This window comes from Limnohabitans sp. 2KL-1 (genome assembly GCF_003063435.1).
Lineage (GTDB): Bacteria > Pseudomonadota > Gammaproteobacteria > Burkholderiales > Burkholderiaceae_C > Limnohabitans_A.
The window spans coordinates 54,462-78,865 of sequence record NZ_NESL01000001.1; the positions used below are offsets into that span (position 1 = coordinate 54,462).

17 protein-coding genes are annotated in these 24,404 nt (G+C 61.3%); 7 read left to right on the forward strand and 10 right to left on the reverse strand.

Annotated elements, in window-relative coordinates; translation table 11 throughout:
- Positions 1 to 189: 189 nt before the first annotated feature.
- From B9Z47_RS00260 to B9Z47_RS00275, 4 genes are all read right to left on the reverse strand, one after another.
- Positions 190 to 843 carry a hypothetical protein gene (locus B9Z47_RS00260; protein WP_108329277.1) on the reverse strand — a complete coding sequence of 218 codons (654 nt, stop codon included), beginning with the start codon at positions 841 to 843 and terminating at the stop codon, positions 190 to 192.
- Positions 844 to 861: 18 nt separating this feature from the next.
- Entirely contained in the window at positions 862 to 1,647 is a 786-nt protein-coding gene (locus tag B9Z47_RS00265; protein ID WP_108329278.1) for a class II aldolase/adducin family protein, read from the reverse strand.
- A gap of 89 nt (positions 1,648 to 1,736) precedes the next feature.
- Entirely contained in the window at positions 1,737 to 2,036 is a 300-nt protein-coding gene (locus B9Z47_RS00270) for a YkgJ family cysteine cluster protein (protein ID WP_108329279.1), read from the reverse strand.
- Positions 2,033 to 3,187 carry a murein transglycosylase A gene (locus tag B9Z47_RS00275; protein WP_233253594.1) on the reverse strand — a complete coding sequence of 385 codons (1,155 nt, stop codon included), beginning with the start codon at positions 3,185 to 3,187 and terminating at the stop codon, positions 2,033 to 2,035. Before B9Z47_RS00275 ends, B9Z47_RS00270 begins: the two co-directional genes overlap by 4 nt.
- On the opposite strand from B9Z47_RS00275, the gene B9Z47_RS18630 reads away from it, so the two are divergent.
- Positions 3,186 to 3,365 (forward strand): hypothetical protein, encoded by a 180-nt coding sequence (locus B9Z47_RS18630; RefSeq protein ID WP_199226261.1) that lies wholly within the window; start codon positions 3,186 to 3,188, stop codon positions 3,363 to 3,365. The two genes, B9Z47_RS00275 and B9Z47_RS18630, sit on opposite strands and share 2 nt — an antisense overlap.
- A 10-nt stretch (positions 3,366 to 3,375) precedes the next feature.
- On the opposite strand, the gene B9Z47_RS00280 is transcribed toward B9Z47_RS18630, so the two are convergent.
- From B9Z47_RS00280 to B9Z47_RS00295, 4 genes are all read right to left on the reverse strand, one after another.
- Positions 3,376 to 3,783, reverse strand: coding sequence for a C40 family peptidase (locus tag B9Z47_RS00280; protein ID WP_233253595.1), 408 nt, complete (start codon positions 3,781 to 3,783; stop codon positions 3,376 to 3,378).
- A 137-nt stretch (positions 3,784 to 3,920) separates the two neighbouring features.
- A complete protein-coding gene (locus tag B9Z47_RS00285) occupies positions 3,921 to 4,586 on the reverse strand; it encodes a response regulator transcription factor (RefSeq protein ID WP_108329282.1) in 666 nt (221 codons plus the stop codon).
- Positions 4,587 to 4,635: 49 nt separating this feature from the next.
- The gene (locus B9Z47_RS00290; protein WP_199226249.1) at positions 4,636 to 6,669 is read right to left on the reverse strand and encodes a sensor histidine kinase; all 2,034 of its coding nucleotides are present in this window, start codon (positions 6,667 to 6,669) and stop codon (positions 4,636 to 4,638) included.
- Between the two features lie 172 nt (positions 6,670 to 6,841).
- On the reverse strand, positions 6,842 to 10,975 hold the full coding sequence (locus B9Z47_RS00295; RefSeq protein ID WP_108329995.1) for a YhdP family protein: 4,134 nt from the start codon (positions 10,973 to 10,975) through the stop codon (positions 6,842 to 6,844).
- Between the two features lie 79 nt (positions 10,976 to 11,054).
- On the opposite strand from B9Z47_RS00295, the gene glnE reads away from it, so the two are divergent.
- The 5 genes from glnE to B9Z47_RS00320 all read left to right on the forward strand — a co-directional run bounded on the left by glnE (position 11,055) and on the right by B9Z47_RS00320 (position 21,956).
- Positions 11,055 to 13,781, forward strand: coding sequence for a bifunctional [glutamate--ammonia ligase]-adenylyl-L-tyrosine phosphorylase/[glutamate--ammonia-ligase] adenylyltransferase (gene glnE / locus B9Z47_RS00300; RefSeq protein ID WP_233253596.1), 2,727 nt, complete (start codon positions 11,055 to 11,057; stop codon positions 13,779 to 13,781).
- Between the two features lie 279 nt (positions 13,782 to 14,060).
- A complete protein-coding gene (locus B9Z47_RS19085) occupies positions 14,061 to 16,727 on the forward strand; it encodes a TonB-dependent siderophore receptor (RefSeq protein ID WP_158271591.1) in 2,667 nt (888 codons plus the stop codon).
- 102 nt (positions 16,728 to 16,829) lie between these two features.
- A complete protein-coding gene (locus tag B9Z47_RS00310) occupies positions 16,830 to 17,936 on the forward strand; it encodes an efflux RND transporter periplasmic adaptor subunit (protein ID WP_233253597.1) in 1,107 nt (368 codons plus the stop codon).
- A gap of 12 nt (positions 17,937 to 17,948) precedes the next feature.
- Complete coding sequence (locus B9Z47_RS00315; protein ID WP_108329997.1) at positions 17,949 to 21,044, forward strand: efflux RND transporter permease subunit; 3,096 nt, start codon at positions 17,949 to 17,951, stop codon at positions 21,042 to 21,044.
- 264 nt (positions 21,045 to 21,308) lie between these two features.
- Positions 21,309 to 21,956: a hypothetical protein gene (locus B9Z47_RS00320; protein WP_108329286.1), complete on the forward strand. Its 648-nt coding sequence runs from the start codon at positions 21,309 to 21,311 to the stop codon at positions 21,954 to 21,956.
- A gap of 36 nt (positions 21,957 to 21,992) precedes the next feature.
- On the opposite strand, the gene B9Z47_RS00325 is transcribed toward B9Z47_RS00320, so the two are convergent.
- Positions 21,993 to 22,424 (reverse strand): SgcJ/EcaC family oxidoreductase, encoded by a 432-nt coding sequence (locus B9Z47_RS00325; protein ID WP_108329287.1) that lies wholly within the window; start codon positions 22,422 to 22,424, stop codon positions 21,993 to 21,995.
- A gap of 166 nt (positions 22,425 to 22,590) precedes the next feature.
- On the opposite strand from B9Z47_RS00325, the gene B9Z47_RS00330 reads away from it, so the two are divergent.
- Positions 22,591 to 23,292, forward strand: a complete 702-nt coding sequence (locus B9Z47_RS00330; RefSeq protein ID WP_108329998.1) for an SDR family oxidoreductase — start codon at positions 22,591 to 22,593, stop codon at positions 23,290 to 23,292.
- A gap of 39 nt (positions 23,293 to 23,331) precedes the next feature.
- Here the strand turns inward: B9Z47_RS00330 and B9Z47_RS00335 are convergent, their stop codons facing one another.
- A complete protein-coding gene (locus B9Z47_RS00335; RefSeq protein WP_108329288.1) occupies positions 23,332 to 24,339 on the reverse strand; it encodes a sodium-dependent bicarbonate transport family permease in 1,008 nt (335 codons plus the stop codon).
- Positions 24,340 to 24,404 lie beyond the last annotated feature (65 nt).

Here is a 24,404-nt window from a genome sequence, read left to right on the forward strand (position 1 = left end):
GTTGTTCATGTATAGCGATCAGTTCCAAAGCACAGTCACGCACAACTTCAACGATGACCTAAGTCCTTGTCAGCATTGGTTAAAACAGGCTTTTCCACAGAGGAGGTCAATGCTTATCTACTATGACTATTTAAAGATATAAGAATATAGAAGAATAGAAAAAATCCAAATTGGCAGGGAGCAAGGCTTTCAGAACATCCATTTCAGCCCCATGGTGGTCAAAGTTTGGCCCGCTTGATAGCCCAAGCTGGCATCAATCTGAAGCTGTGGCAATACGTCATGGCGCAAACCGATCGCTCGCGCAGGTTTTGAATTTTGCTGACCAAAACTTTCGAGGTGCAGGGTCACGCTGCCCAGTGACCGCTCCCAGGCCAAACCACGCGTGATGACATAAGAGCCTGCCTGATCCTGGGCAGAGCCCAGGTTGGCATGCAAACTGCCCCACAAAGGGTGGTGACAAGTGAGCAAGCCGTTGGCATAAGGGCGTGATTTTTCAGAGCCGGTTTGCGACAAACCCAACAAAGCACCCCAGTTGCACCCTTGCTCCTGCGAAACCGTGAGACGGAATTTGACTTGGACAGCTGTGGTGCTGAGCTGGCTGTGGCTATCGCGGGAAAACGCTGCGGCCAATTCCACCCCGTCGGCAGGTGACCATGCGGGTGCCACGGTCCATGCCCGGGGACCTGCTGAGTTGTGTGCCCACCAGGTTTCCACATGACCTTCACCGGGTTCGTTCACGTTGGCGTCTTCCACAGACAACGGTCGCCCTGCATGCACATGTCCCCATGTCAGGATCAACAAGCATGCGCTGGCGCTGCGCATAAAAAATGAAAACGGTTTCATGGTCAGGGCCTTCTTGGTTCAAAGTTTGTAATCAGGGCTTTCGCGTTCCAGTTTGCGCAGCAGCGACGGCCAGACAAATGCCCCACCCAAGCCACCGGTTTGTACGCGCATGGCGGTGGCCACGCCGTTCAGAATTTGCGGGTCCACGGCCGTGAGGTCCGCAGCGTTGGACTGACCGGCCAGCGCATCCACTTGAATGCGGCAGGTGTTTTCGAAGGTGTACATGGACAAAAACGCGTCAGCGATTGTTTTGCCCACGGTCAACAGACCATGGTTGCGCAACATCAGGTAATTGGCGCTGCCCAAATCGGCTTGCAGGCGCAGCTTTTCTTCGTCGCGAATGGCCACGCCTTCATAGCCGTGGTAGGCCAGCGAGGCCAGCACAAACGTGCTTTGCTGGCTGATGGGCAACACACCGTGCTTCTGTGCGCTGACGGCCACCCCGGCCCGTGTGTGCGTGTGCAACACACAACCCGCGTCGGGCCGGGCTTCGTGCACGGCACTGTGGATCACAAAACCAGCCGGATTGACAGGAAACGGGCTGTCGTTCAGTTTGTTGCAAGCCATGTCCACTTTGACCAAACTGGACGCGGTGATCTCGTCAAACATCAGGCCGTAGGGGTTGATCAGAAACTGGTGCCCATCGCCCGCCATCGACTCGGGCAGCTTGGCGCTGATGTGGGTGAACACCAGATCGCTCCAGCCGTACAGGGCTACTAAGCGGTAACAAGCCGCCAGATCGGTGCGCAACTGCCACTCGTCGGGGTGCACGCTGTCTTTCAGGGAAGAGGTGTTAAACGTCATGGCCGGGCTCCAGGCAAACAAGGAAACACCAGCTTAATGATGATCCGAGGATGCCGATGACGTTTTGGTGACTGCAAGAGCGTTTTCAGTCACCCAGACCCGCATCCATCTGGCTGCGTCAGCTTTTCCAGTTGCATCAGATAAGCCCGCGCAAACTGCCCGCCATCGTCTTGCGGGCCGCACATTTCGGCCGAAGCTTGGAGCTGGCCGCACACCGCCGGGCGCGTGGGCAGGCCGAAGATTTGGCAGCGCCCTTGTGCGTCCAGCTGCACGCAGGGCACGCCCGCCGGTTTGCCCTGCGGCATGCCGGGAATGGCCGAGGAGATGGACGGGGCGGTGCAGCAGGCGGCGCAGCCGGGGCGGCAAGTCAATTTAAGGGCTGTGTTCATTTCGGCCACAGCACCCAGAGTTTGAGCGGCTGCTTGAGCCGCCCGGCCAGCTCGCCTGCGGCGGTGCCCGAGCCCGCGTAGTAGTCGGCTCGCACCGCGCCCACGATGGCGGTGCCGGTGTCTTGCGCCAGCACCAGCCGGTCGAGCGTGGTTTGTGGTCCGCTCGATTGCAGCCAGACCGGCGTGCCATAAGGGATGCTGCCCCGGTCCACCGCGATTGAGCGCCCGGCCGTGAGCGGCACGCCTTGTGCGCCTTTGGGGCCAGGGGGCGTCACGCCGGGCGGCAGGGCTTCTTCCTTGAAGAACACCACGCGGGGGTTTTGCCATAGCAGCTCGTTCACGCGAGACGGGTTGCGGCTGATCCAGTCCTTGATACCGGGCCAGCTGGCGTCGCGGATCTGGCCTTGGTCGAGCAGCCAGCGGCCGATGCTTTTGTAAGGTTGGTCGTTGGTGGCGGCAAAGGCCAGGCGCACCATGCGCTGGCGGCCATCGGGCTCGGTCACGTTGATCAGCCCTGAGCCCTGGATGTGCAGCACCATCGCGTCCACGGGGTCGGCCAGATAAACCAGCTCCTTGCCGCGCAAGGCGGCGCGGGCGGCGGACACGGTCTCCATCTCCTGCCGGCTGTACCAGGGCTTGCGCTGGGCCAGACTGGCGGGCGGGGCGTAAAGTGGCACCACGAAGCCCTTGCGCGGCAGGCGTGAGGCGTCCATCACCGGCTCGTAATAGCCGGTCAGCAGGCCTTCGCTGCGTTGCTCGTTCGATTCGACCCGGTAGGGCTGCAGGTTCTGGCGTATCCAGCTGCGCTGCGCCTGGGGCGAGGCGCTGGCCAGGCGCTGCACCTCGGGGCACAGCGCTTTCCATGCGGCTGCGGGGCGTTGGCAGCTTTGCAGCCAGGCGGGCCAGGCGTCTTGCACCGCATCGGTCTCCAGCCCGGGCAGCTCGGTCCAGCGCACCGGCACCCAGCGGCTTTGGGCTTGGGTGATGGCGGGGGGCAAGGGGCTGTTGTCCGCAGGCGCCACGATGGGGGCTTCTGGTGCAGGGGTTTGGACCACCGGGGTCCATGAGCAACCGGTCATCATGCCTACAATCGCGGCCAACAAGAAGCCGATCCGCTGCGGGTGGCGGGTCAAGAAACGGGGTTTTTGCATGGGTCTGATTTTGCTGGAAGCTTTGCTGGCCTTGTTGATCTTCGTCGCCATTGTCTGGTGGACGATGTTTTCAGGGCGAAAGAAAGGTGAATTGCCGTCAAGCCGACAGGATGCAGAACCCGTTGAACCCGTGGTACCTGATTCGGTTCAAAAATCGCCCGATGACAAACCTCACTGAAGTGACGGGTTCAGTCCAACATCGATTGCGCACCTTCAAAGCGTTGCGCGTAATAGCGGTTGCTCAGGCTGTCCATGCGCACCCCGGTGCGCGGGTTGCTGGCGTGTACGAAGCGGCCCTCGCCCACGTACACGCCTACATGGGAATGCCGTGAACCAAGGGTGTTGAAAAACACCAGATCGCCTGGCAAAAGTTGTGCAGGATCAATGGGCCTGGACTGGCGGCCCAGATCGGCGGCGCTGCCTTTGACGGGGATGCCTGCACCTTCCTTGTAGACGTGTGCCACCAATCCCGAGCAATCAAAACCGGTGGCCGGACCGCGTCCGCCCGAGGTGTATCGGGTGTCCAGCAGCCCCATGGCGACCAGTGCCAGGTCGTTGCGCACGGGGTTGTAAGCGGCGGCGGCAGAAGCAGACAATGGTTTTGCTGGGGGTTTAGTCCGTGATGCACAGGCCACCAGTGCCAGTGACAACGCCAACGTTGTGCACAGCGTCAGGCCTCGGACCAACCGCCCCTGTGAGAAAGGTCCAACAGTTTGGGGTTTGGCAGCGCTTTTCATGCCAGTGAGCGCAGCAAATTGGCCAGTTCCACGGCGGACTTCACATCCATTTTCTCGAATACGCGTGCGCGGTGGACTTCGACCGTACGCACGCTGATGTCAAGTTGGTCCGCAATCAGTTTGTTGGGCAAGCCTTCCACCACCAGACGCATCACATCGCGCTCCCGTTCGGTCAATTCGGCCAAACGTGATTGAAGCAATTGCTGTTGTTGACGAATGAACAACCGTTCTTGCGACAAGGCCAGTGCCTGCTCCACCCGGTCTACCAGGGCGTTGTCCGAAAAGGGTTTTTCACAAAAATCAAAAGCCCCACGCTTGACGCTGTCCACCGCCGTGGGCACATCGGCATGGCCAGTCAGAAAAATGACGGGCCAAGCATGGGCGATGCCGTTGTTCAAGAGCAGTTCAAACAAGGCCAGACCGCTCATGCCCGGCATGCGCACATCCAGCAACACGCAGCCAGCTTGTCGCGGCAACGAGGGTGCAGCTGTTGGGCCAATGGGCAATGTTTGAACGCTGTGTGTGAGCATGTCCAGAAATTTTTCTGCACTGTCAAAAGACTCGCTCAGCAAGCGTCGGGTGCGCAGCAACCAGGCCATGCCTTCGCGGACACTGGCATCGTCATCCACGATGAAAACGGTGGGCGTGTCGGTCAGGTTCATGGGGGCATCTTATCCAAAACAGCGCGCATGGCGCATTCATGCGGTCGCATCACAGCACGGCGTCTGTTCTGCCACAGGATTCGGTGGGCAAGGTGAAACGGAACACCGTGCCTTTGGGCTGCAGGGCTTCAAATTCAAGATGGCCGCCATGTTGCTCGACGACGGTGCGGCACAAACTCAGGCCCAAACCCATGCCTTCGGGTTTGGTGGTGAAGAAGGGCGTGAACAATTGCTGGGCCACATCCTGCGCAACACCGACACCCAGATCGGTGACAGAAAATTCGACCCACCCTTGTTCGGCATTGGAGGCCGCGCGCCGGGCCTGCAGCACCAGCACGCGTTCCCGGCAATCGGGCCAGTCCATGGCTTGCATGCCGTTGCGTGCCAGATTCAACAGCACTTGCTCGACCATGGTGCGGTCGCACACCACCTGGGACAGTTTGGGCTCGACGCGGGTGTGCACCCGTACTTGCAGTTTGCGCGCTTGCAAGTTCACCAAGGGGGCGATGGCATCCAGCAGCGCTTGGGGCGGTACGGCTTCGCGGGTCTGGTCACGGCGGCGCACAAAGTCGTGCACGCTGTTGATCACGCGTCCCGCGCGCTCGGCCTGCTCGGCAATGCGGCGCAAGGCCATGTGTACATCGTCCAGCGTTTGCGGCTCGGCACCAGGGTTTTTCAGCAAGTTCAAGGAGCCATTGGCATAACTGGCAATAGCGGCGAGGGGTTGGTTCAACTCGTGGCTGAGCAAGGAGGCCATTTCGCCCACGGTAGCCAGTCGGGCGGTGGCTTGCAGGCGTTCCTGGCTGGCGCGTGAGAGTTCTTCGATGCGGCGTTGTTCGCTGATGTCGATCACCGCGCCCATCCAGCCGGTTTGCTGGCCTTGCACGCTGATCAGTGGTGCCTCGATGATCAGGACCGGAAAGCGCGTGCCGTCCTGGCGCATGAAGACCGATTCAAAACCTTCGCGTGGTGGCACATTGCCCGCCAGGCGGATGGCCTGACGTTGCTGGTATTCGTCCACCATCTCCGGTGGCCAATAGGGCATGGGGGCATTGTGTCCGATCAGCATCTCGGCATGGAGTCCGACCATTTGGCAAAAGGCCGGGTTCACATAAGTGATGCGTCCTTCCAAATCACGCGCGCGCAGGCCTGTGACCAGAGAGTCTTCCATGGCTTTGCGAAAAGCCAGTGCTTCGGCCAGATCGCGCTCGGCTTTCAGGCGTCGGCGCGAGTCTTTGGCCAGCAACACCATCACGGTCACCAAGGCAATCGACATGCCTGTCACCAGCGCGGTCAATACGTTGGGAAACAGATCCGGCTCGCTGCGGCGACCATCCATGCGCAAGACCAGGGTGTTGCCGGGCAGGTCCACCAATTGCTGTGCGGTGAAGACACGCAGGCCACGGCGTTGACTTCCTGCGATGGCCAGGCGCGTGCCATCAGGTTCGGTGAACGAGACCTCATTGCGGCGGCCAAAGCTGTTGCCCAGACGCGCATTGAGCAACTCTTGCAGGCTGTAGGTGACCACCGTGAACCCCACAAGTTCACCCGCCTGCATGTTGGGTAAACACAACTCCATGACTTCAAAGCCCTGTCCGTCGTTTTGGGGCAGGAAATAAGAACTGGAATACGCGGCACTGCTCGAGCGCCGTGCGCGCAAACAAGATTGCAGCGTTTCGTTCAGGGTGTCTGCACGGGGAGAACGTTCAAACACCGGGGCGCGCAAGGGCGAATCGACAAAGTTTTTCAGAATCAGGTCCTTGTCACGCCATTCGATGCGCAACAAATCGCGGTTCTCACGCAACAAGGCATGGGCCTCGACCGACCAGAAGGCCTCGGAAGCCAGGGTGGATTGCAAGCCTTGCAGCGCTTGCACGTGCCGCGACAGCTGGGTGCGCAAATCACTGACCGCGTCGGCCGTGTCCCGTTCCAGTTCGGCCTGTAGCTGGCTGGCTTCGTAGCGCCCGGCAAGCCAGACCAGGGTGATCAGCACGGCGATGACCAAAGTGATCAGGGCACTCCACAAAGAACGTCGACCACGCCCTCCTGGAAATGCATCTTCGACGGCCTGCCACCAGGCCATGGCACGCGCTTTGAGCGTTTGGGACAGGTCCCGCAAGGCATCGTTTGTCATGCCGGCATTGTCGTGGATGCGCGAAAGGGAGCGGCACGGAAAGCCTTGGGTGGATTTTGCATTGGGCGAGCGAGCGTGGTGGTGAGCAATACCCGCTCAGGTCATGGGCCACGACCGCGCATCAAGGCGAAGAAGCTGGCCCGCTGCTCGGTCCGGGTGTGGCGCGTTTGTCGATGCGTGTGACCCGCGGGTCTGTCCAGCTGCCATCGATCATGAATTCCTGCGTGGATGCTTGTGACAGGGGGTTTTGCAACAACCATTGCGCCAAAAAAGTGGTCAAACCCACCATCGGGTTAAGCGCAAGTCCAGCCAACAATGAGGCCGTGCCGGCGTCCACCACGGGCAAAATCACCGCCCGCAACCTTTGCGTTTCTTGGGCCAGGTTGGCCGACCCGTCGAGTTGAACCACGGCATTGACCCCCTTGATTTGAAGGTTCCGCGTGCTTGCCATGCCGTGCACGATGGTCACATCGCCGTGTACCGAATCAAAGGCAAAGCCATCGGAAAAGACGTCCCGAAAGTCAAGCAACAAGCGCCTGGGCAAGGCCTGCAGACTCAGCACCCCCAGCAGTTTGGCGGCACCGGCATCGGCTTTCAGAAACTGGCCTTTGCCCATGTTCACCTCAAAGTGGCCATTCATGCTGGGGTAATGCAGGCTCAGGGGTGAGCCCTGCCAGCTCACGGTGCCTTCGAGTTTGCCGGTGCCGTTGCGCAAGGCATCCGGGGTGCCCAGGCGCGTCAGCAGGGCCCCGGCATCGTTCACGTCCAGCACGAAGTTCATTTCCGTTTTACGCAAGGGACTGCCTTCGCGTGCGGCCAGCCACCGGCCCGTGCTGCGCAAGCTGCCTTCGGGCAACTGAATGTTGAATTTTTTAAGCTGCCATTCAGCGGTGTTCGGGCTGTAGGGCGCGGGGGTGTCGGTGTTGATGGCTTCGATCTCGATGCGACCGAGTTTCTTGCCGCGCAGCTCCAGTTCGTCGACCACGATGTCCAGTGCCGGCAATTTTGCCGATGGGGTTTCGAGCAAGGTTTCCACTTCGGCCGCACTGGACGGCGGCAGGTTGAGCCGGCTCAGGCGAGCGAACAATTGGCCGGGCGGATTGTTCAGGGATGGCCGAAAAGTAAAATACCCGCTCAGTTCTTGCGCGTCGATGTTGGCTTGCCACTGGCTGCCATCGCGGGTGCCACCGGCCACCACCTGGTGCAAGGTGCGGTCTTCAGCGGTCAAGGTGTTGGCTTTCAGGCCGATGCGCGTTGGCAGGTAGGCTGACCAAGCGGCGGCTGGATGACCCGGGCTGGTCGAGGATGCGAGCGCAGGCACCAAGTCTCGCCATTCGTCCAGGGACAGTCGGTCCATCACCACGTTGGCGGTGACCCCGGTTTCGGACAGTGTCGGCAATTTTTCGCCCGCCACACCCAGACTCAAGCTGCCACGCAAGACCCGGGGTGTGGCCCCCGATACATCGCGCACATAGTGAACCCGCGCGACATCACCCAAGGTCACCTGAATCTGGTCTTGCAGCCCGGGTGGGTCACCTTGTGGCTGGATGCGAATGGACAAGGGCATGGCGCTGTTGGTTGTTTTGCCCAAAGGGGCAGGCAGCTGCAAAGACAAGCCTTCCAGTGTGCTTTGCAGGCTCAGATCGGGCTGGCCTTGTTGCCAGCCCAGCCGTGCGCTGTAGGCCGTGGACCCGCCAGCGTGCTGTGCCAGGCCATCTATCGGGAAAAACTCGCGTGCGGCGCGCAAGGCGGTCGCGCTCACTCGCCCTTGTGCATGAAAAAGAACCGCAGGCTCGGCCCCCGATGCCGCAACGGTGCCCGAAGCTGCAGCCGCTCCGGCGTGCGACCCTGTGGCGCGCAGGCCCCCCTCGATCTGTACCGGGCCGCCCAACATCTGGGCCTGTAATTTGTTGACGCCAAAACCCCCTTCATGGAACTGCAGCGTGCCCTGGATTTTTTCCAGCCAAGGGGTGGCCGATGTGATGCGCAGATCGTTGCCATTGAATTGCACGCTGCCTTGTACCTGCGTGCTTTCTGGTGTCAGCAAGGGTACGTTCAACTTGAAGCGGGTTTGCAGCGGGCCCGTCCCTTGGGCCTCTTGCAGCACGCCTGACAACATGGCGTTCAGTGGGGATTGCCGGATCAAGTTCAGCACCTGCGGGGCACTGGCCCGGCTCTCGGCGCTCACTTGCAGGAGGGGTTGGTGGGCCATGTCAGCGATTTCGGTCATCGGTGCGCTCAGCACAAACCCATTGCTGGCGTCACCCGTTCGCGCTGTGGCATCGGTGAGTTTCATGCCCAAGCGGTCAAACGTGAGTTGTCCTTGTAAACCCTGTAAACGCGGCCAGGGAACAGCCCCCTTGGACATGAAAGACGCGGGCATCATGTCGTATGACACATCCTTGAGTCGACCAGAAAACCGGAATTCGCCTTCTTCTGGGTGGGCAAAAGGCAGTTTGGACAAGTTGCCCTGCACTTTGACCTTGACGTCCGAATACTGTCCTTTCACCAGCGCATCGCGCACGTAATGCCGAACCGATTCGGGCAAGCTCAGGGGCAGGTAGCGGTGCGCGGCCGTGACATCGGCGCGTGTGATGCTGCCCTGCAGGTCCAGCACACCCGGGCCTGCGCCGCCCGGCAAGGCCTGCCATTGACCGTGCCATTCGCCTTGCAAATCGGCATTGGCCAGTTTCAGGTGCCATTGCGGCACACGCCAGTGTGTGCCTTGGGCGTGCGTCTCGCGTTCCCACCGCAAACGGGCTTGCACGCTGTGCACAGGCACTTCAGCCGGTGAGAGCACGCCCGGGAACCACAAAGCGCTGCCCTTGTCCATCTGCAATGTCAACCGGCCTGTGGCCTCGTTCATGTCGACCTTCAGGTCTGCCCCGCGCACGCCTGGCATGGCTGGTGAAAAAGATGGCGGCAAAGCGGTGGTGACAGGGGCTTGAGGCAACCAATTCAAGCCTTGAACGCTGGCCTGGAGGTCGTATTTTTCGGGGGGGAACCCATGGCCTTGCCAGCGCATTTGCAAAGAGCTCACCCGACCTGCGACCTCGTGCGTCTGCAAGGCTGGGTGCAGCGCTTGCGCTGCAGGCCAGCGCAGTGTCAGCTCACGCAGTGCTTGCAGGTCCAGTTGATCGGCTTGCAGATGGCCTTTGGCCGCCCGGAGGCCTTGCGCATGGGTGTAGTCCAGCGCCAGATTGCCGCCGGGCCAGACCAGGCCCTGATCGGTCACAAAAGCCAGCCCACGCGTAGACACCAAAAAACCGTCGGGGCGCACTTGAACACCCAGGCGGCCCGTCAGGTGCTGCAGTACCCAAGCCGGGCTTTGCGGTCCCAACCGCAGGTGCAGCGCCTTCAGGGCCACATCCGCGACACCGCCGCGCCATTGACCCTTGTCCACATCCGTCCATAGACGCAAAGCCCCTTGACCCTGCGTCAGATCGAGGCCAGAGGTCAGCGTGGTGGGCACATGCGGCTGTGCACGCATGTGCAGTTGCGCCATGTCGATGTGCGGGAATAAGGCATAGGCCTGGCCCGACCAATCACGCCAACGTCCGGCATGAACCGACAGCAGGCTGCGCCTGAACTTGCCCATCACCACAAACCGATCGCCCCACCCAGGCGGCGGCGTGGCGTCCAGCCGAAGGTCATGGCGACGGGCCGAATTGCGCATCACCACGTCCACATCGCGCAAGGACAGCGCCGTGTCAGCAGCGGCTGCACCGGGCCCCGGCACCACAAAATGGCGGTTGGATTCGTCATGCCAGTGCAAAGTGCCGCCCCGAATCACCACTTCGCGTTGCGAAAACAACCAGTCTGCGGCGGTCGAATCGCCCTGGGGTGTCTGCGGCCAATCGAGTCCGGCCACTTGCCACCGGCCATCGGCGTTCAGACGCACATCCAGCTCGGGCGTGTCCAGCACCAACTGGTCCAGCCGCAGCTGCAGCACCGAGCGCAGGCTGATGGCGACCACCACCTTGGGCAAAAGCAAGGCCGGTCGGCCTTGTTTGTCCAGCAATTCGATCTCACGCAGCTCGAAAGACGGTATCCAGCCGGTTGATCGCGCTGACAGCACGCCAATGCGCACCGGAACACCCAGGGATTGACGGGCCAGGCTTTCCAGCGCAGGGCGAAACTCACTGATTCGCGGCACAATCCAAAAATGCAAGCATGCCCAAGCCATGCCCAGCAACAGTCCGGCGATCAGCAAGCCCCATAAAACTGCCCGTGCGAGTCGGGTCAGCCAGGTCATGAGCAGGGGCGCAGCGGGCGAAGACAGCACAAACGTTAGAACCAGAAAGTAAGCAGGAATTATGACCCGCAGCCAGCCCATGGATGAAATCCCTCTTGCCCCCGCTGCCATCCCGCCCGAATTGCCCGCCTATTCGCGTTTTGTACAGCGCCTGCACCGCCGCTATGCCGATGTGTTGCCTTTGCTGCCCCCCGGTGCCCCCACCCGTGACAGCCTGAATTCGTGTTTTATCGCCCTGCAGGCCACGGGCCTGGACACCGGCGCCGCCTTGCGCGTGTTGCGCCAACTCACCCTGGAGCGTCTGGCCCACCTGGACTGCACCCGGCAAGCTTCGCTGCAGGCCGTCACCCATGGCATGACCTGGTTGGCCGAAGTCACGCTTGACATGGCCTGGCAGCAAGTCACCCGCGATCTGGATGCCTTGCACGGCGTGCCGACCAAGCCCGACGGTCAGCGTGCCGAAATGTGGATCGTTGGCATGGGCAAACTGGGTGCCCGTGAGCTCAATGTGTCCAGCGACATCGATCTGATTTATGTGTACGACGAAAACGGCGAAACGCTGGGCAACAGCGAGGGCCGCAACAAGGTTTCGTGCCAGGAGTACTTCAGCCGCGCCGTCAAGCGCATGTACGCCCTGATTGGCGACACCACCGAACACGGCTTTGTGTTCCGGGTGGACCTGGCGCTGCGCCCCAATGGCAACTCTGGCCCGAGCGTGGTCTCGCTCGACGCACTGGAAGAGTATTTGCTGGTGCAAGGCCGCGAATGGGAGCGTTTTGCCTGGATGAAAAGCCGCGTGGTTGCGCCCCGCAGCGCGGTGGTCAACGGCTCAGCCCAGGCCTTGCGCGGCGTGGTGCTGCCTTTCGTGTTCCGCCGCTATCTGGACTACAACGTGTTCGAGTCGCTGCGCACCTTGCACCAGCAAATCCGAGACCATGCGTCCAAGCGCAGCGCGGGCCACCCCGAACGCGCCAACGACGTGAAACTCTCGCGCGGCGGTATTCGCGAGATCGAATTCACGGTGCAACTCTTGCAGGTGGTGCGCGGCGGGCAGTTTCCCGAACTGCGCACCCGCCCCACGTTGGACGCGCTGCAGCGCGTGGCCAAGGCCGGGCTCATGCCACAGGCCACGGCCGACGCCTTGAGTGCGGCCTATGTGTTTTTGCGACAGGTGGAACACCGCATCCAGTACCTGGACGACCAGCAAACCCATGTGCTGCCGACCCGCGACGACGACCTGGCTTGGATTGCCCAGACGCTGGGCCATGACAACACCTGCAGCTTTTTGAGCGAACTCGACGCGCACCGTGAACTGGTGGCACAGGAGTTCGACACCTTGCTGGGCGGCGACCGCGAGTGCAAAGGCTGTAACGGCAAGAACGGGCAAAACGGCCGGGAACACGCTGAGCTGGACAAGGTGCTGGGCGACTTCACGGGCGCGGTGCGCGAGCGCCTGGCCCTGTGGGCCGACAACCCGGTGGTGCAGGCGCTGCGCGACGAGTCTCGCGGGCGTCTGATGCGCCTGTTGCAGCGCACCGCGCAGTGGCTGACCGAAGGCCGCATCACCGACACCGCCGTGCTGCGCATGGCCGACTGGATCGAGCCGCTTCTGCGCCGCGAGATTTACCTGTCGCTGCTGCTGGAGCGCCCTTCGGTGCACGAGCGCCTGCTGCGCCTGCTGGGTGCGGCCCGCTGGCCAGCACGCTATCTGGTGCAGCACCCCGGCGTGATCGATGAGCTGGCCGGGGGCAACCTGTTTGACAGCCGTTTTGACCCGGCAGAATTTGAGGGCGAACTCGAAGCCCGCCTGAGCGCACTCAAGCGCACCGGCGAGGACGACGAAGAAAGCCTGCTCGATTTGCTGCGCCGCGCCCACCATGCCGAGCAGTTCCGCACGCTGGCGCGTGACGTGGAAGGCGTGCTCACCGTGGAGCAAGTGGCCGACGACCTGAGCGCGCTGGCCGATGCGGTGCTGCGCGTGACCGCCCGCTGGTGCTGGAGCCGCCTGAAAACCCGCCACCGCGACGAACCCCGCTTTGCCGTGATCGCCTACGGCAAGCTCGGCGGCAAGGAACTGGGCTACGGCAGCGATCTGGACATCGTGTTTGTTTATGACGACGAAGACGAGCGGGCCCAAGAGGTCTATGCCGCCTTTGTGCGCAAGCTGATCAACTGGATGACGGTCAAAACCAGCGAAGGCGATCTGTACGAGATCGACACCGCGCTGCGCCCCAACGGCAATTCGGGCCTGCTGGTCACCCGCTTTGAGGCCTACGCCGACTACCAGGAGCAACGCGGCAGCAACACCGCCTGGACCTGGGAGCACCAGGCCATGACGCGGGCCCGCTTTGCGATGGGTCTGGACACGCTGGCCACGCGCTTTGACGCGGTGCGCCGCGCCGTGATTTGCGCGCCGCGTGATGCGGCCAGCCTGAAAGCCGAAATCACCACCATGCGTGAGCGCGTGCGCGAAGCCCACCCGGTCAAGGCCGGGCACTTTGACGTGAAGCACAGCCCCGGTGGCATGGTGGACGCCGAGTTTGCCGTGCAGTATTTGGTGCTGCTGCACACCGCCGCCCACCCGGCGCTGGCCGACAACGTGGGCAACATCGCCTTGTTGCAACGCGCCGAAACAGCCGGACTGTTGCCAGCGGGCGTGGGCCAGGCAGCGGCCAATGCCTACCGCGAAATGCGCCGCCTGCAACACCGCGCCCGCCTGAACGAAGAACCCACCCAGGTGGACCCGGCCACGCTGGCCGTGGAGCGCGATGCGGTGCTGGCGCTGTGGCGGTGGGTGATGGGCTGAAGACCCCGACGCTATTGGGGTCAATGTGCGGCGTGCAGCTCTTGCAGCGCCGCAGAAAACACGCGTTTTCCCGGGAGATGTGTTGTTTGTGTGGGTTTTTGGGGCCTGGAGGGTGGGAGCTTAGGCGAAGGGCTCTGGACGGTTGCTGCATCAATTGAGCATAAAAGTATTAATATCACCGTTTTTGAACATGGATTCGATGAATTTCCAGAAATTGGAAATGTTCTGAACCCATCCCTTCCTTCCATCTAGATGGCCTTTGGCCCAAGGGTGAAACCCATGAAGCAATCCTTTCTACGGCATACCCGGCCTTGGGCCAAAGTAACGGCCCTTGGCGTGAGTTTGATACTGACCCCCTGGAACCAGGCCATGGCACAAACCACGGCTTCCGATCAGGACAAGCCGATCACATCCGAGGCTTTGGCCGACAAGACTTACCCTCCCGTGCAAGTCGTGGACACCCCGCTTGAATACCGCCAGTTTGAAAGGGTAGAGATCACGGGCTCTGCCATTCTGGCCAAAGAAGCGAAGCAGGCGCTGCCCTTGCAGATCATTGATCGGCGGGAAATTGAACGCAGTGGCGCGACAAACTTGGTCGAATTGATTCAGCGCTTGCCTGTCATGAGCAATTTTTCTGAGTTGGGCTCTGTGACGGGAACTTTGTCCGGTGGCCCCGAAACGGCCGCGATCCACGGCAACCAGAGCGGGACCCTGGTTTTGCTCAATGGCCGACGATTGCCCTATTACGGCAGCCAGACGATCGTGGGTGAACGTGCGGTGGTGGACCTGAACTTCGTGCCCTTGGTGGCCGTTGAAAAAATCGAAATCCTCACCGATGGGGCGTCCAGCCGATATGGTTCGGATGCCGTGGCCGGTGTGATCAACATCATCACCAAATCAGAACAACAAGGCGTCGGCATCCAAGTCGGGGGGACCCTCCCACAAGGCGGTCATGGTCTCAATCAATCGGTGAATTTGTCGTGGGGAAAAGGGCGTTTGCAACGTGATGGTTACAACTTGCGCGCCTACTTTGTGGCCGAGACGACAGAGGCTGTGCTGGCCAAACACCGTGAGGTGTCAAGCCAAGGCGCACGTTCGTTGCAGATCGACGGCAACACGTGGTGGCAAAAAGCCAACTACGGTCAATACAGCGCGCCTGCCAAAAATTACCGGGATGCACAGGGTGTGCTGCGCAACGACTACTTTTTACGAACGGGTCAATGCGAAACGGGTTGGTACGAGTTGTACAGAGGGGAATGTGACAAAAACACCCAGGGGAACATGACGCTGTACCCCAAAACCGACAAGCAACTGCTCTACGTTCAGGGCGACAAAGTGTTGAACAACCGATGGGTGTTGTTTGCAGAAGGGCTGGTTGGCCGATACGACCAGATCACCGTCCCCAATGGGTCCTACTGGTCCAAGGATGTGCCCAATGAAGACGGGTCCCGCCAATATTTACTGGACATCGTTCCATTGCAATTGGTAAAGCAAAAATACGCCAACCGAATCCATAACGCCGTGCTGGGCTTGAGGGGTGAGCAGTCGGGCTGGGATTTTGTGACTTCGGTGTCATCGGGCAAGCACCATGTCGTGCGATCGTATACAGAAGGGTTGTTGCTGAGCCGTTTGACTACTTTGTCTCTGCCGCCAGAGGTCATCGGTCAGGAGCCAGCGCAATACTCAGCCGCTAACCTGTCGGCGATAGAACCGTACAGAAGAACTGAGAAGCGGGTCATGGACACAGGCTGGACGCAGTTGGACAGTTTTAATTTTCTGGCAAGCCGAGAATGGATGGAGACGGAAAATGGTCCGGTGGGCGTGGGTGTGGGCCTGGATGTGAGACGCGAAGCTGTTTTTTATGAGGCACCCGTATACAACAATGCGAGTGAGGCTTACCAGAGGAGTTACCGTCCCAACTTTGATGCACGGCGCTCGAATTGGGCCACGCACCTTGAAATCACAGCGCCCGTTGGGCCCGACAGTGAAATCACCGCCGCCTTGCGCCATGACCAGTATTCAGACTTTGGCAGTGTCCAGACGGGCAAAGCCGGATGGAAATGGAAACCCCACAGATCGTGGCTGTTCAGAGGCTCACTGGGAACGGGTTTCAGGGCACCCAGCCTGGGGCAATTGCTGCCCAATAAAACCAAGATTTACGATACCTTCGACTATGTCACCAACGATTGGTTGGCTGTTGCCAATCAAGGAAATCCGCTGTTAAAACCCGAAAGATCCATGCAAACCACTTGGGGCATGAGGTTTGAGCCCGACCAACGCCTGACCATGGGGGCAGATTTGTGGCAACTGAACATCCAGGATATTTTTGGCGTTTTGTCAGTCCGCCAAATTCTGGACAATCCGGAAAACAGATTGCGCTACGTGGTGGATGGAGAAATATTGCAGCCCAATCAGAACCTGGGCAAAAGCATACAGCGCGGCCTGGATTATGACGTGCAGATCCGCCAGCCTACAGACATCGGACGTTTGAGGGTGACGCTCAGAGGAACTCACATGCTCAAGTCCGTCAACCAGGATGCGGTGACGGGTGCCATGTTGTCCAACGTGGCGCGGTCGGGTGATGGGTGGACAACGACTGTGGCGCGCAACCAATGGACCTTGAGTTCGCAACTTGAGCGTGCGGATTGGACCGGCGGTGCATCGTTGCATTACAGGTCGGGCGAACAAGAAAAAACGGTGTTGATCGACGCGGACGGTCAGCAGCTGGATTACACAGGCCGTGTACCGGGTTACTGGACATTGGATGTTGCAAGTCGATGGCAAATCAAGCCCCAATGGCAGCTGAGTGCCAGCGTGGTCAATCTGACCAACCGTTTGCCGCCTTTAAGGATGGCCATGCAGGTCAATGTCCTGCTCGGTGTGGATACCCGTTATGCCAACTATCTGGGTCGCAACCTGCGCGTCAAAATGGATTACAAGTTTTGACATGAGCCACTGAGCCATATCTCATTTCCACCTTGCCGGTCGGAATTTTCATATCGCTAAACTCACCATACGCCAATGAGGCGGTCAGTGAAGAGAAGCGGCATGAAAAAAATGGGATGGTGGTTCGGGGTCATGGCCAGCATGACGGTCATATGGGGTGCAGGGGCTGCTGACCAAGCACCCCCGGGGCCTGCCAAAGCGACACTGACAGTGACCACTGTCGCCCCCCAAAGCCAAAACCTGGCGCAGCGCATTTCAGCCAACGGCAACCTGGCCGCTTGGCAAGAGGCCGTCATTGGCGCGGAAGCCAATGGTCTGAAGATCAGTGAGGTGCGGGTGAATGTGGGCGACCGCGTGCAGCGCGGCGACGTGCTGGCAGTCTTGCAGGCCGACACGCTGCGGGCCGAGCTGGCGCAAGCCGAAGCCGCCCTGGCCGAAGCCACCGCCAGTGCGCAGGAAGCCAAAGCCCAGGCCGAACGTGCCCGCAGCCTGCAGCAGCAAGGCTTTTTCAGCAACGCGCAATTGAGCCAAGCGCTGGCTGCAGAGGCTTCGTCCGTGGCCCGCGTGCAGTCCGCCCGCGCCATGGTGCAGCTGCAAAACGTGCGCCTGTCGCAAACCCAGGTGCGTGCGCCCGATGCGGGCATCATCTCAGCCCGGCAGGCCTCGGTGGGCAGTGTGGTGGGTGCAGGCACCGAGTTGTTCCGCTTGATTCGCCAGGGCCGCATCGAGTGGCGGGCTGAAGTGACCGCGGCCGAGATCGGCCGCATCCAGGTCGGTGCGCCCGTGCAAGTCAAAGCGGCCAGCGGCCAGTTGCTGCAAGGCAAGGTGCGCATGGTCGCGCCCTCGGTCGATGCGCAAACCCGCAACGCACTGGTGTATGTGGACTTGCCCGCGCAAACCGGCAGCGCCCGCGCAGGCATGTACGCCCAAGGCGAGATCGCGCTGGGCCAGAGCCAGGCGCTGACCGTGCCTCAAAGCGCGGTGGTGGTGCGCGATGGTTTCAGCTATGTCTACACCGTGGGGGCGGACCAAAAAGTCAGCCAACTCAAGGTGCAAACCGGACGCCAAAGCGCAGGCCGTGTGGAGGTGACCAGCGGCCTGAAAGCCGATGCGCGGGTGGTGGCCAGTGGCGGTGCGTTCCTGAACCACGGCGACACGGTGCGCGTGGTGGAGGCTGCCGCGTCCACGACCCAGCCCGCTGCCAAGTAAAGACACGCCATGATCAACGTTTCTTCTTGGTCGATCCGCAACCCGATCCCGGCCGTCATGCTCTTTGTGCTGCTGACGGTGGCGGGCTTCATCGCCTTTGGGTCCATGAAGGTGCAAAACTTTCCGGACCTGGATGTGCCCACCATCTCGGTCACCGCCAGCCTGCCCGGTGTCGCGCCCTCGCAGCTTGAAACCGATGTGGCCCGCAAACTCGAAAACGCGCTGGCCCCGCTGCAAGGCTTGAAGCACATCACCACCAAGGTGCAAGACGGTGTGGTGTCCATCACCGCCGAGTTCCGCATGGAAAAGCCCACCCAAGAAGCGGTGGACGATGTGCGCTCGGCCATCCAGGGTGTGCGGGCCGACTTGCCGGGTGACCTGCGTGACCCGGTGGTGCAAAAGCTCAACCTGGCCGGCTCGCCCGTGTTGGCCTACACCGTGCGCTCATCGCGCATGGACGACGAGGCCTTGTCGTGGTTGGTGGACAAAGACATCACCCGCAAGCTTTTGTCGTTGCGCGGTGTGGGTGCCGTCAACCGCGTGGGCGGCGTGACGCGTGAAGTGCGTGTGGCGCTCGATGTGAACCGTTTGCAATCGCTGGGCATCACGGCGGCCGAAGTCTCGCGCCAACTCAAGCAGGTACAGCAAGAAGGCTCGGGCGGGCGCATGGCGCTGGGCGCGGGAGAGCAACCTGTGCGCACCTTGGCCACTGTCAAAACGGCGCAAGAGGTGGGCCAGATCGAGTTGGCCACATCGCGTGGTGGCCGTGTTCGGTTGGACCAAGTGGCCACGGTGAGTGACACGCTGGCCGATGCCCGCTCAGCAGCCAGCCTCAACGGTGTGCCCGTGGTCGGTTTTGAGGTGGTGCGCAGCAAAGGCGAGAGCGAGGTGGCCGTGGGCCGTTTGGTGCGCCAGGCGCTGGCCGAATACCGCTTGCAAAACCCGGACATCGAGATCACCGAATCCTTTGACTTCGTGACCCCCGTGGAAGAGGAATACGACGGCTCCTTGGTGTTGCTGTACGAAGGTGCGATTTTGGCGGTGCTGGTGGTGTGGCTGTTCTTGCGAGACTGGCGCGCCACCTTTGTCACCGCAGTGGCGCTGCCCCTGTCGGTCATTCCGGCCTTCATCGGCATGGCGTATCTGGGCTTTTCCATCAACGTGGTGACCTTGCTCGCGCTGTCTTTGGTGATTGGCGTGCTGGTGGACGATGCGATTGTCGAGGTGGAAAACATCGTGCGCCATTTGCGCATGGGCAAGTCGCCTTACCAAGCGGCGATGGAAGCGGCCGACGAGATTGGGCTGGCCGTGATCGCCACCACCTTCACCTTGATTGCGGTGTTTTTGCCCACGGCATTCATGAGCGGCATTCCGGGCAAGTTCTTCAAACAGTTTGGCTGGACCGCGTCGCTGGCGGTGTTCGCTTCGCTGGTGGTGGCGCGGGTGCTCACCCCCATGATGGCCGCTTACATCTTGAAGCCCATCGTCACGGCCGCGCACGAGCCGGGCTGGCTCAAGCGCTACATGGTGTGGGCCACCTGGTGCATGAAGCATCGCCTGGTCACCATGGTCCTGGCTACCTTGTTTTTCATCGGCTCCATCATGCTGGTGCCTTTGTTGCCCAAGGGCTTCATTCCACCGGACGACAACTCGCAAACCCAGGTCTATGTGGAGCTGCCCCCTGGCTCTACGCTTGCCCAAACCCAGGCCAGCGCCGAACACGCCCGCAAGCTGCTCATGACGGTGAACGACGTGAAAAGCGTCTACACCACCATCGGTGGCGGCAGCGCTGGCAGTGACCCGTTTGCGGGCGGTGGCGCGGCCGAGGTGCGCAAGGCCACGCTCACCATTCAGTTGAGTGAGCGCGGCACACGCCCGCGCAAGCAAGCGATTGAAAACGACATCCGCACCGCGTTGCAACAGCTGCCCGGTGTGCGCAGCAAGGTGGGACTGGGCGGCTCGGGCGAGAAATACGTGCTGGTGCTCACCGGCGAAGACCCGCAGGCCCTGCAAACCGCCGCCATGGCCGTGGAGCGTGACCTGCGCACCATCCAAGGCCTGGGCTCAATTGCATCGACGGCCAGCCTGGTGCGCCCCGAGATCGCGGTGCGCCCCGACTTTGCCAAAGCCGCCGATTTGGGCGTGACCAGCGCGGCCATCAGCGACACCTTGCGTGTGGCCACTTTGGGCGACTACGACGCGGCCCTGCCCAAGCTCAATTTGTCAGAGCGGCAGGTGCCCATCGTCGTCAAGTTGGGTGACGAGTCCCGGCAAGACCTGGCCACGCTTGAGCGCCTGATGGTGCCCGGCAGCCGTGGCCCCGTCATGCTGGGTCAGGTGGCCAGCATCGAGGTGGCGGGCGGCCCGGCGGTGATTGACCGTTATGACCGCCAGCGCAACATCAACTTCGAGATCGAACTCTCAGGCATGCCCTTAGGCGACGTGACGGCGGCAGTGCAAAAGCTGCCTGCCCTGCAAAGCTTGCCATTGGGCGTGAAGGTGGTGGAAGTGGGCGACGCCGAAGTCATGGGCGAACTCTTTGCCAGCTTTGGCCTGGCCATGATGATCGGTGTGCTGTGCATCTACATCGTGCTGGTGCTGCTGTTCAAAGGCTTCTTGCACCCCATCACGATTTTGGCGGCGCTGCCGCTGTCGCTGGGTGGCGCGTTTGTGGGCCTGCTGATCGCGCAAAAGAGCTTCTCGATGCCTTCGCTGATCGGCTTGATCATGCTCATGGGCATCGCCACCAAAAATTCGATCTTGCTGGTGGAGTACGCGATTGAGGCGCGGCGTGGTCATCCCGCGACCGATGACCATCCCGCCGTGCCTGGCATGAGCCGTTGGGATGCGATTTTGGACGCTTGCCACAAACGTGCACGCCCCATCATCATGACGACGATTGCCATGGGCGCTGGCATGCTGCCGATTGCGGTGGGCTGGGGCGCGGCCGATGCGAGTTTCCGCTCACCCATGGCGATTGCGGTGATCGGCGGCTTGCTCACCAGCACGGTGCTCAGCTTGCTGGTGATCCCGGTGGTGTTCACCTACCTGGACGATCTGGGGCAATGGTCGGCACGCATTTACAGGAAGTTGACGCGTAGTGGATGACATCGCCGGGCGGGTGGTGAATGCCCCGTGATAACGGGGTGTGCCCGCGCGATGCCTTCGTTCCGTGCACGCGAACACAGACCCTCATTTCGAGGGTGATCCATCTCACATGGCAGCGTGGGGCATTTCCCTGGCTGAAAAAACGCGTCACAAAATTTGATCTTGGTCACAAAGTGGTGCTTCGTGGCCTTGTCAAATGCGCTCTGGCAGGTCACATTCCTCATGGGGTCCCTAACTTCGCCCCCTCATCGTCGGAGGTGTCACATGAAACCCGTTGACCTGCGCACGCACCGCACCCCATTCGCTGGGCTGGCCGTGGCCTTGACCGTTACGGCTTGCGCCGTTTGGGGGCCTCGCGCAGAGCGTTGGCGGGCGCCAACCGCGGGTGCGAGTTGGGAGGTGGCCCAGCGCAACACCGGCAGCTATGGCAAGGACATGGTGTTGCGCATCACCCGGGGCGACGGGATCTGGCAAGGGCGGCCGGTCATGACGCTCGTCAATTCACAAGGCATCAACACCGTCATCACGCCGACAGGCCACTGGATCGCCATCGTGGGTCGGGATGGCCGAACCCTCACGCGCTGGGACCCGCCGTTGGGATTCGAGTACCCCATCACAGTGGGCAAATCCTGGGTCAAGGCTTACCGCATGACTTTTGGGGCTCAGGGTGAAACCTTGCCCTATGACCTGAGCTGCACGGTGCAAAGCCATGAAAAAGTGACGGTCAAGGCAGGCACCTTCGATGCCTTCAAGATCGTTTGCAGCACAAACATCGGCAACGAAGAAACCTACTGGATCAATTTTGACCAAGGCGTATTTGTCAAGACCGATTTGAAACGCACCGCCAAGAGCCCGTTTGGTGCGGGCACCCAGCAAAGCGAGCTGGTTTCAGCCCCGTCCCTCAAGCCCTGAACAACGCCCGGCTTCCAAGGGTTTGCCCACAAGCCTTCAGCGCGATGACCCCAAAGGTGGCTGCACAGGCTCGGTGGAGAAATGGTGCAGGCGGATGCGCCAGCCCTCGGCATGCGCTTGCAGCACCCAAGCGCCGCGCAAGCGCGAGGTCGTGTGTTCATCGCCCTTCAGGTGAAACTTGAAGTTCACGAAACCCTGGCCCATCACGCAGCCGGGGTCGATCTGTTGCGCTGAAAAGTCGCTCAGTGTCAGGCTGGCCGACAGGATGGTGCCGGTGTAGGACGCGAAATAGTCGCGGATGGCTGTTCGGCCGATCTGGTGCCCGGGTCGACCGCCCATGAACAAGGCGTCTTCGGTGTAGAGCGCGGCCAGCGCGTCGACGTCCCATGATGCGGCGGCCTGGCTCCACGCGTGTTGTACGCGTTCAAGCGCTTGTTGTGCGGTGTCGGGGGTGTGGGCGAGTGTCATGGATGGCGCAAATAAGTGGCATTCAGGCCCGACTTTAGCGCGGCAGGCCATCGCGGGTGACAGTGACATGGCCTGCCTTTGGGTACAGTGCATTCAAGGTCGTGACTCAGCCCGGGGCCAGGTGCTGGGGGGCAACGACCCTGACCACAAGACAAAGGAGCAACACATGGGCAACAAGGTGGCAATGGTGGTGGGGGGCGGCAGCGGCATGGGCGCAGCTGCAGCACGCAAGCTGGCGCAAGATGGCTTTCAGGTGGCGGTCTTGTCTTCGTCCGGCAAGGGCGAGGCGCTGGGCCGCGAGTTGGGCGGCTTGGGGCTGACAGGCTCCAACCAGTCGAGCGAAGACCTGCAAAAGCTGGTCGATCAAACCATGGCGCGCTGGGGCCGCATCGACGTGTTGGTCAACAGCGCGGGCCACGGCCCCAAGGGCCCGGTGCTGGAGCTGACCGATGCGCAGTGGCATTTGGGCCTGGACATGTATTTTCTGAACGTGGTGCGCGCCGTGCGTTTGGTGACGCCCATCATGGTCCAGCAAAAAGCGGGGGCCATCGTCAACATCTCCAGCGCCTGGGTGGTTGAGCCCAGCGCGATGTTCCCGACCTCGGCGGTGGCACGCGCAGGCCTGGCCGCTTTCACCAAACTGTTTGCTGACGAACACGCTTCGCACAATGTGCGCATGAACAATGTCTTGCCCGGCTGGATCGACAGCTTGCCCGCCAAAGAAGAGCGCCGCGAAAGCGTGCCCATGCAGCGCTACGGCACCAGTGAAGAGGTGGCCGCGACCATCGCCTTTTTGGCGTCACAAGGTGCTGCCTACATCACAGGCCAGAACATCCGTGTGGATGGCGGTTTGATGCGTTCGGTCTAGGGCCTTGTTGCGACACCCAGGGCGGCAAGCCCCTGTCCGTCAGGCCAGAATGGCTTGCGCTACCGCCAAATAGACCGGGATGCCCAGCACGATGTTCAAGGGAAAGGTCAAGCCCAGGCTCAGCCCGAAATACAGCGCGGGTTTGGCCTCGGGCAAGGCGGTGCGGAGCACGGCGGGCACGGCGATGTAGGACGCACTGGCCGCCAGCACCATGAGCAAGGCGCCATCGCCTGCGCTCAGTTGCAAGAGGAAGGCCAGGCCCAGGGCCAACGCAGCATGCACCAGCGGCCCGATCACCGCGTAAGCGATCAGCATGGGCGACTGGCCCTTGACTTGTGGCAGGTTGCGCGCCGCCATCAAGCCCATGTCGAGCAGGAAGAAGGCCAGCATGCCTTTGAAAAGGTCCACCGAAAAGGGGGCCATCGCCTCTTTGCCCGCTTCGCCCGTGACCAGGCCGATGACCATGGCCCCCAAGAGCAGCAACTGCGCGCCATCCGTGAAGGACTCGTGCAGGATCTTGCCCACCGACGCGCCATGAGGCGTGGCAGGCCCACCCAGTGCGGCCCCGCCGCCCGCTTGCAGCACCACGCCCGAGGCCTGTTTTTGCCGCAATGAATTGGCCAGCACCACCGCCAAGATGATGGCGGGCGACTCCATCAAGGCCATGGCTGCAGCCATGTGTCCGCCATAAGGCACGCCCTGGTTTTCCAGCGTTTGCACGGCCGTGACAAAGGTCACCGCGCTCACCGAGCCATATGTGGCGGCCACGGCCGCTGCGTCAAAACCCGAGACAAAGCGGCGCAGTACGGCGTAACCGATGAGCGGGATGACGATGGCCAGCAACACCGCGGCGGCCAGGCTGATGCCCACGCTGGCCGTTAGGCCCGACTGCGACAGCGCAAAACCGCCCTTCAGACCCAGGGCCATCAACAGGTACAGCGACAAAAAGCGGGAGATGGCGGGCGGGATTTCGAGGTTGGATTTGACGGTGCCTGCCAGCACACCAAAGATGAAAAAGAGGATGGCGGGATCGATCAGGTTGTGCATGCTTGTGTTCCTTGCGCCGATCATAGAAATGGGCAAGGCACTTGTAAAATCGATTCTTCAAACCT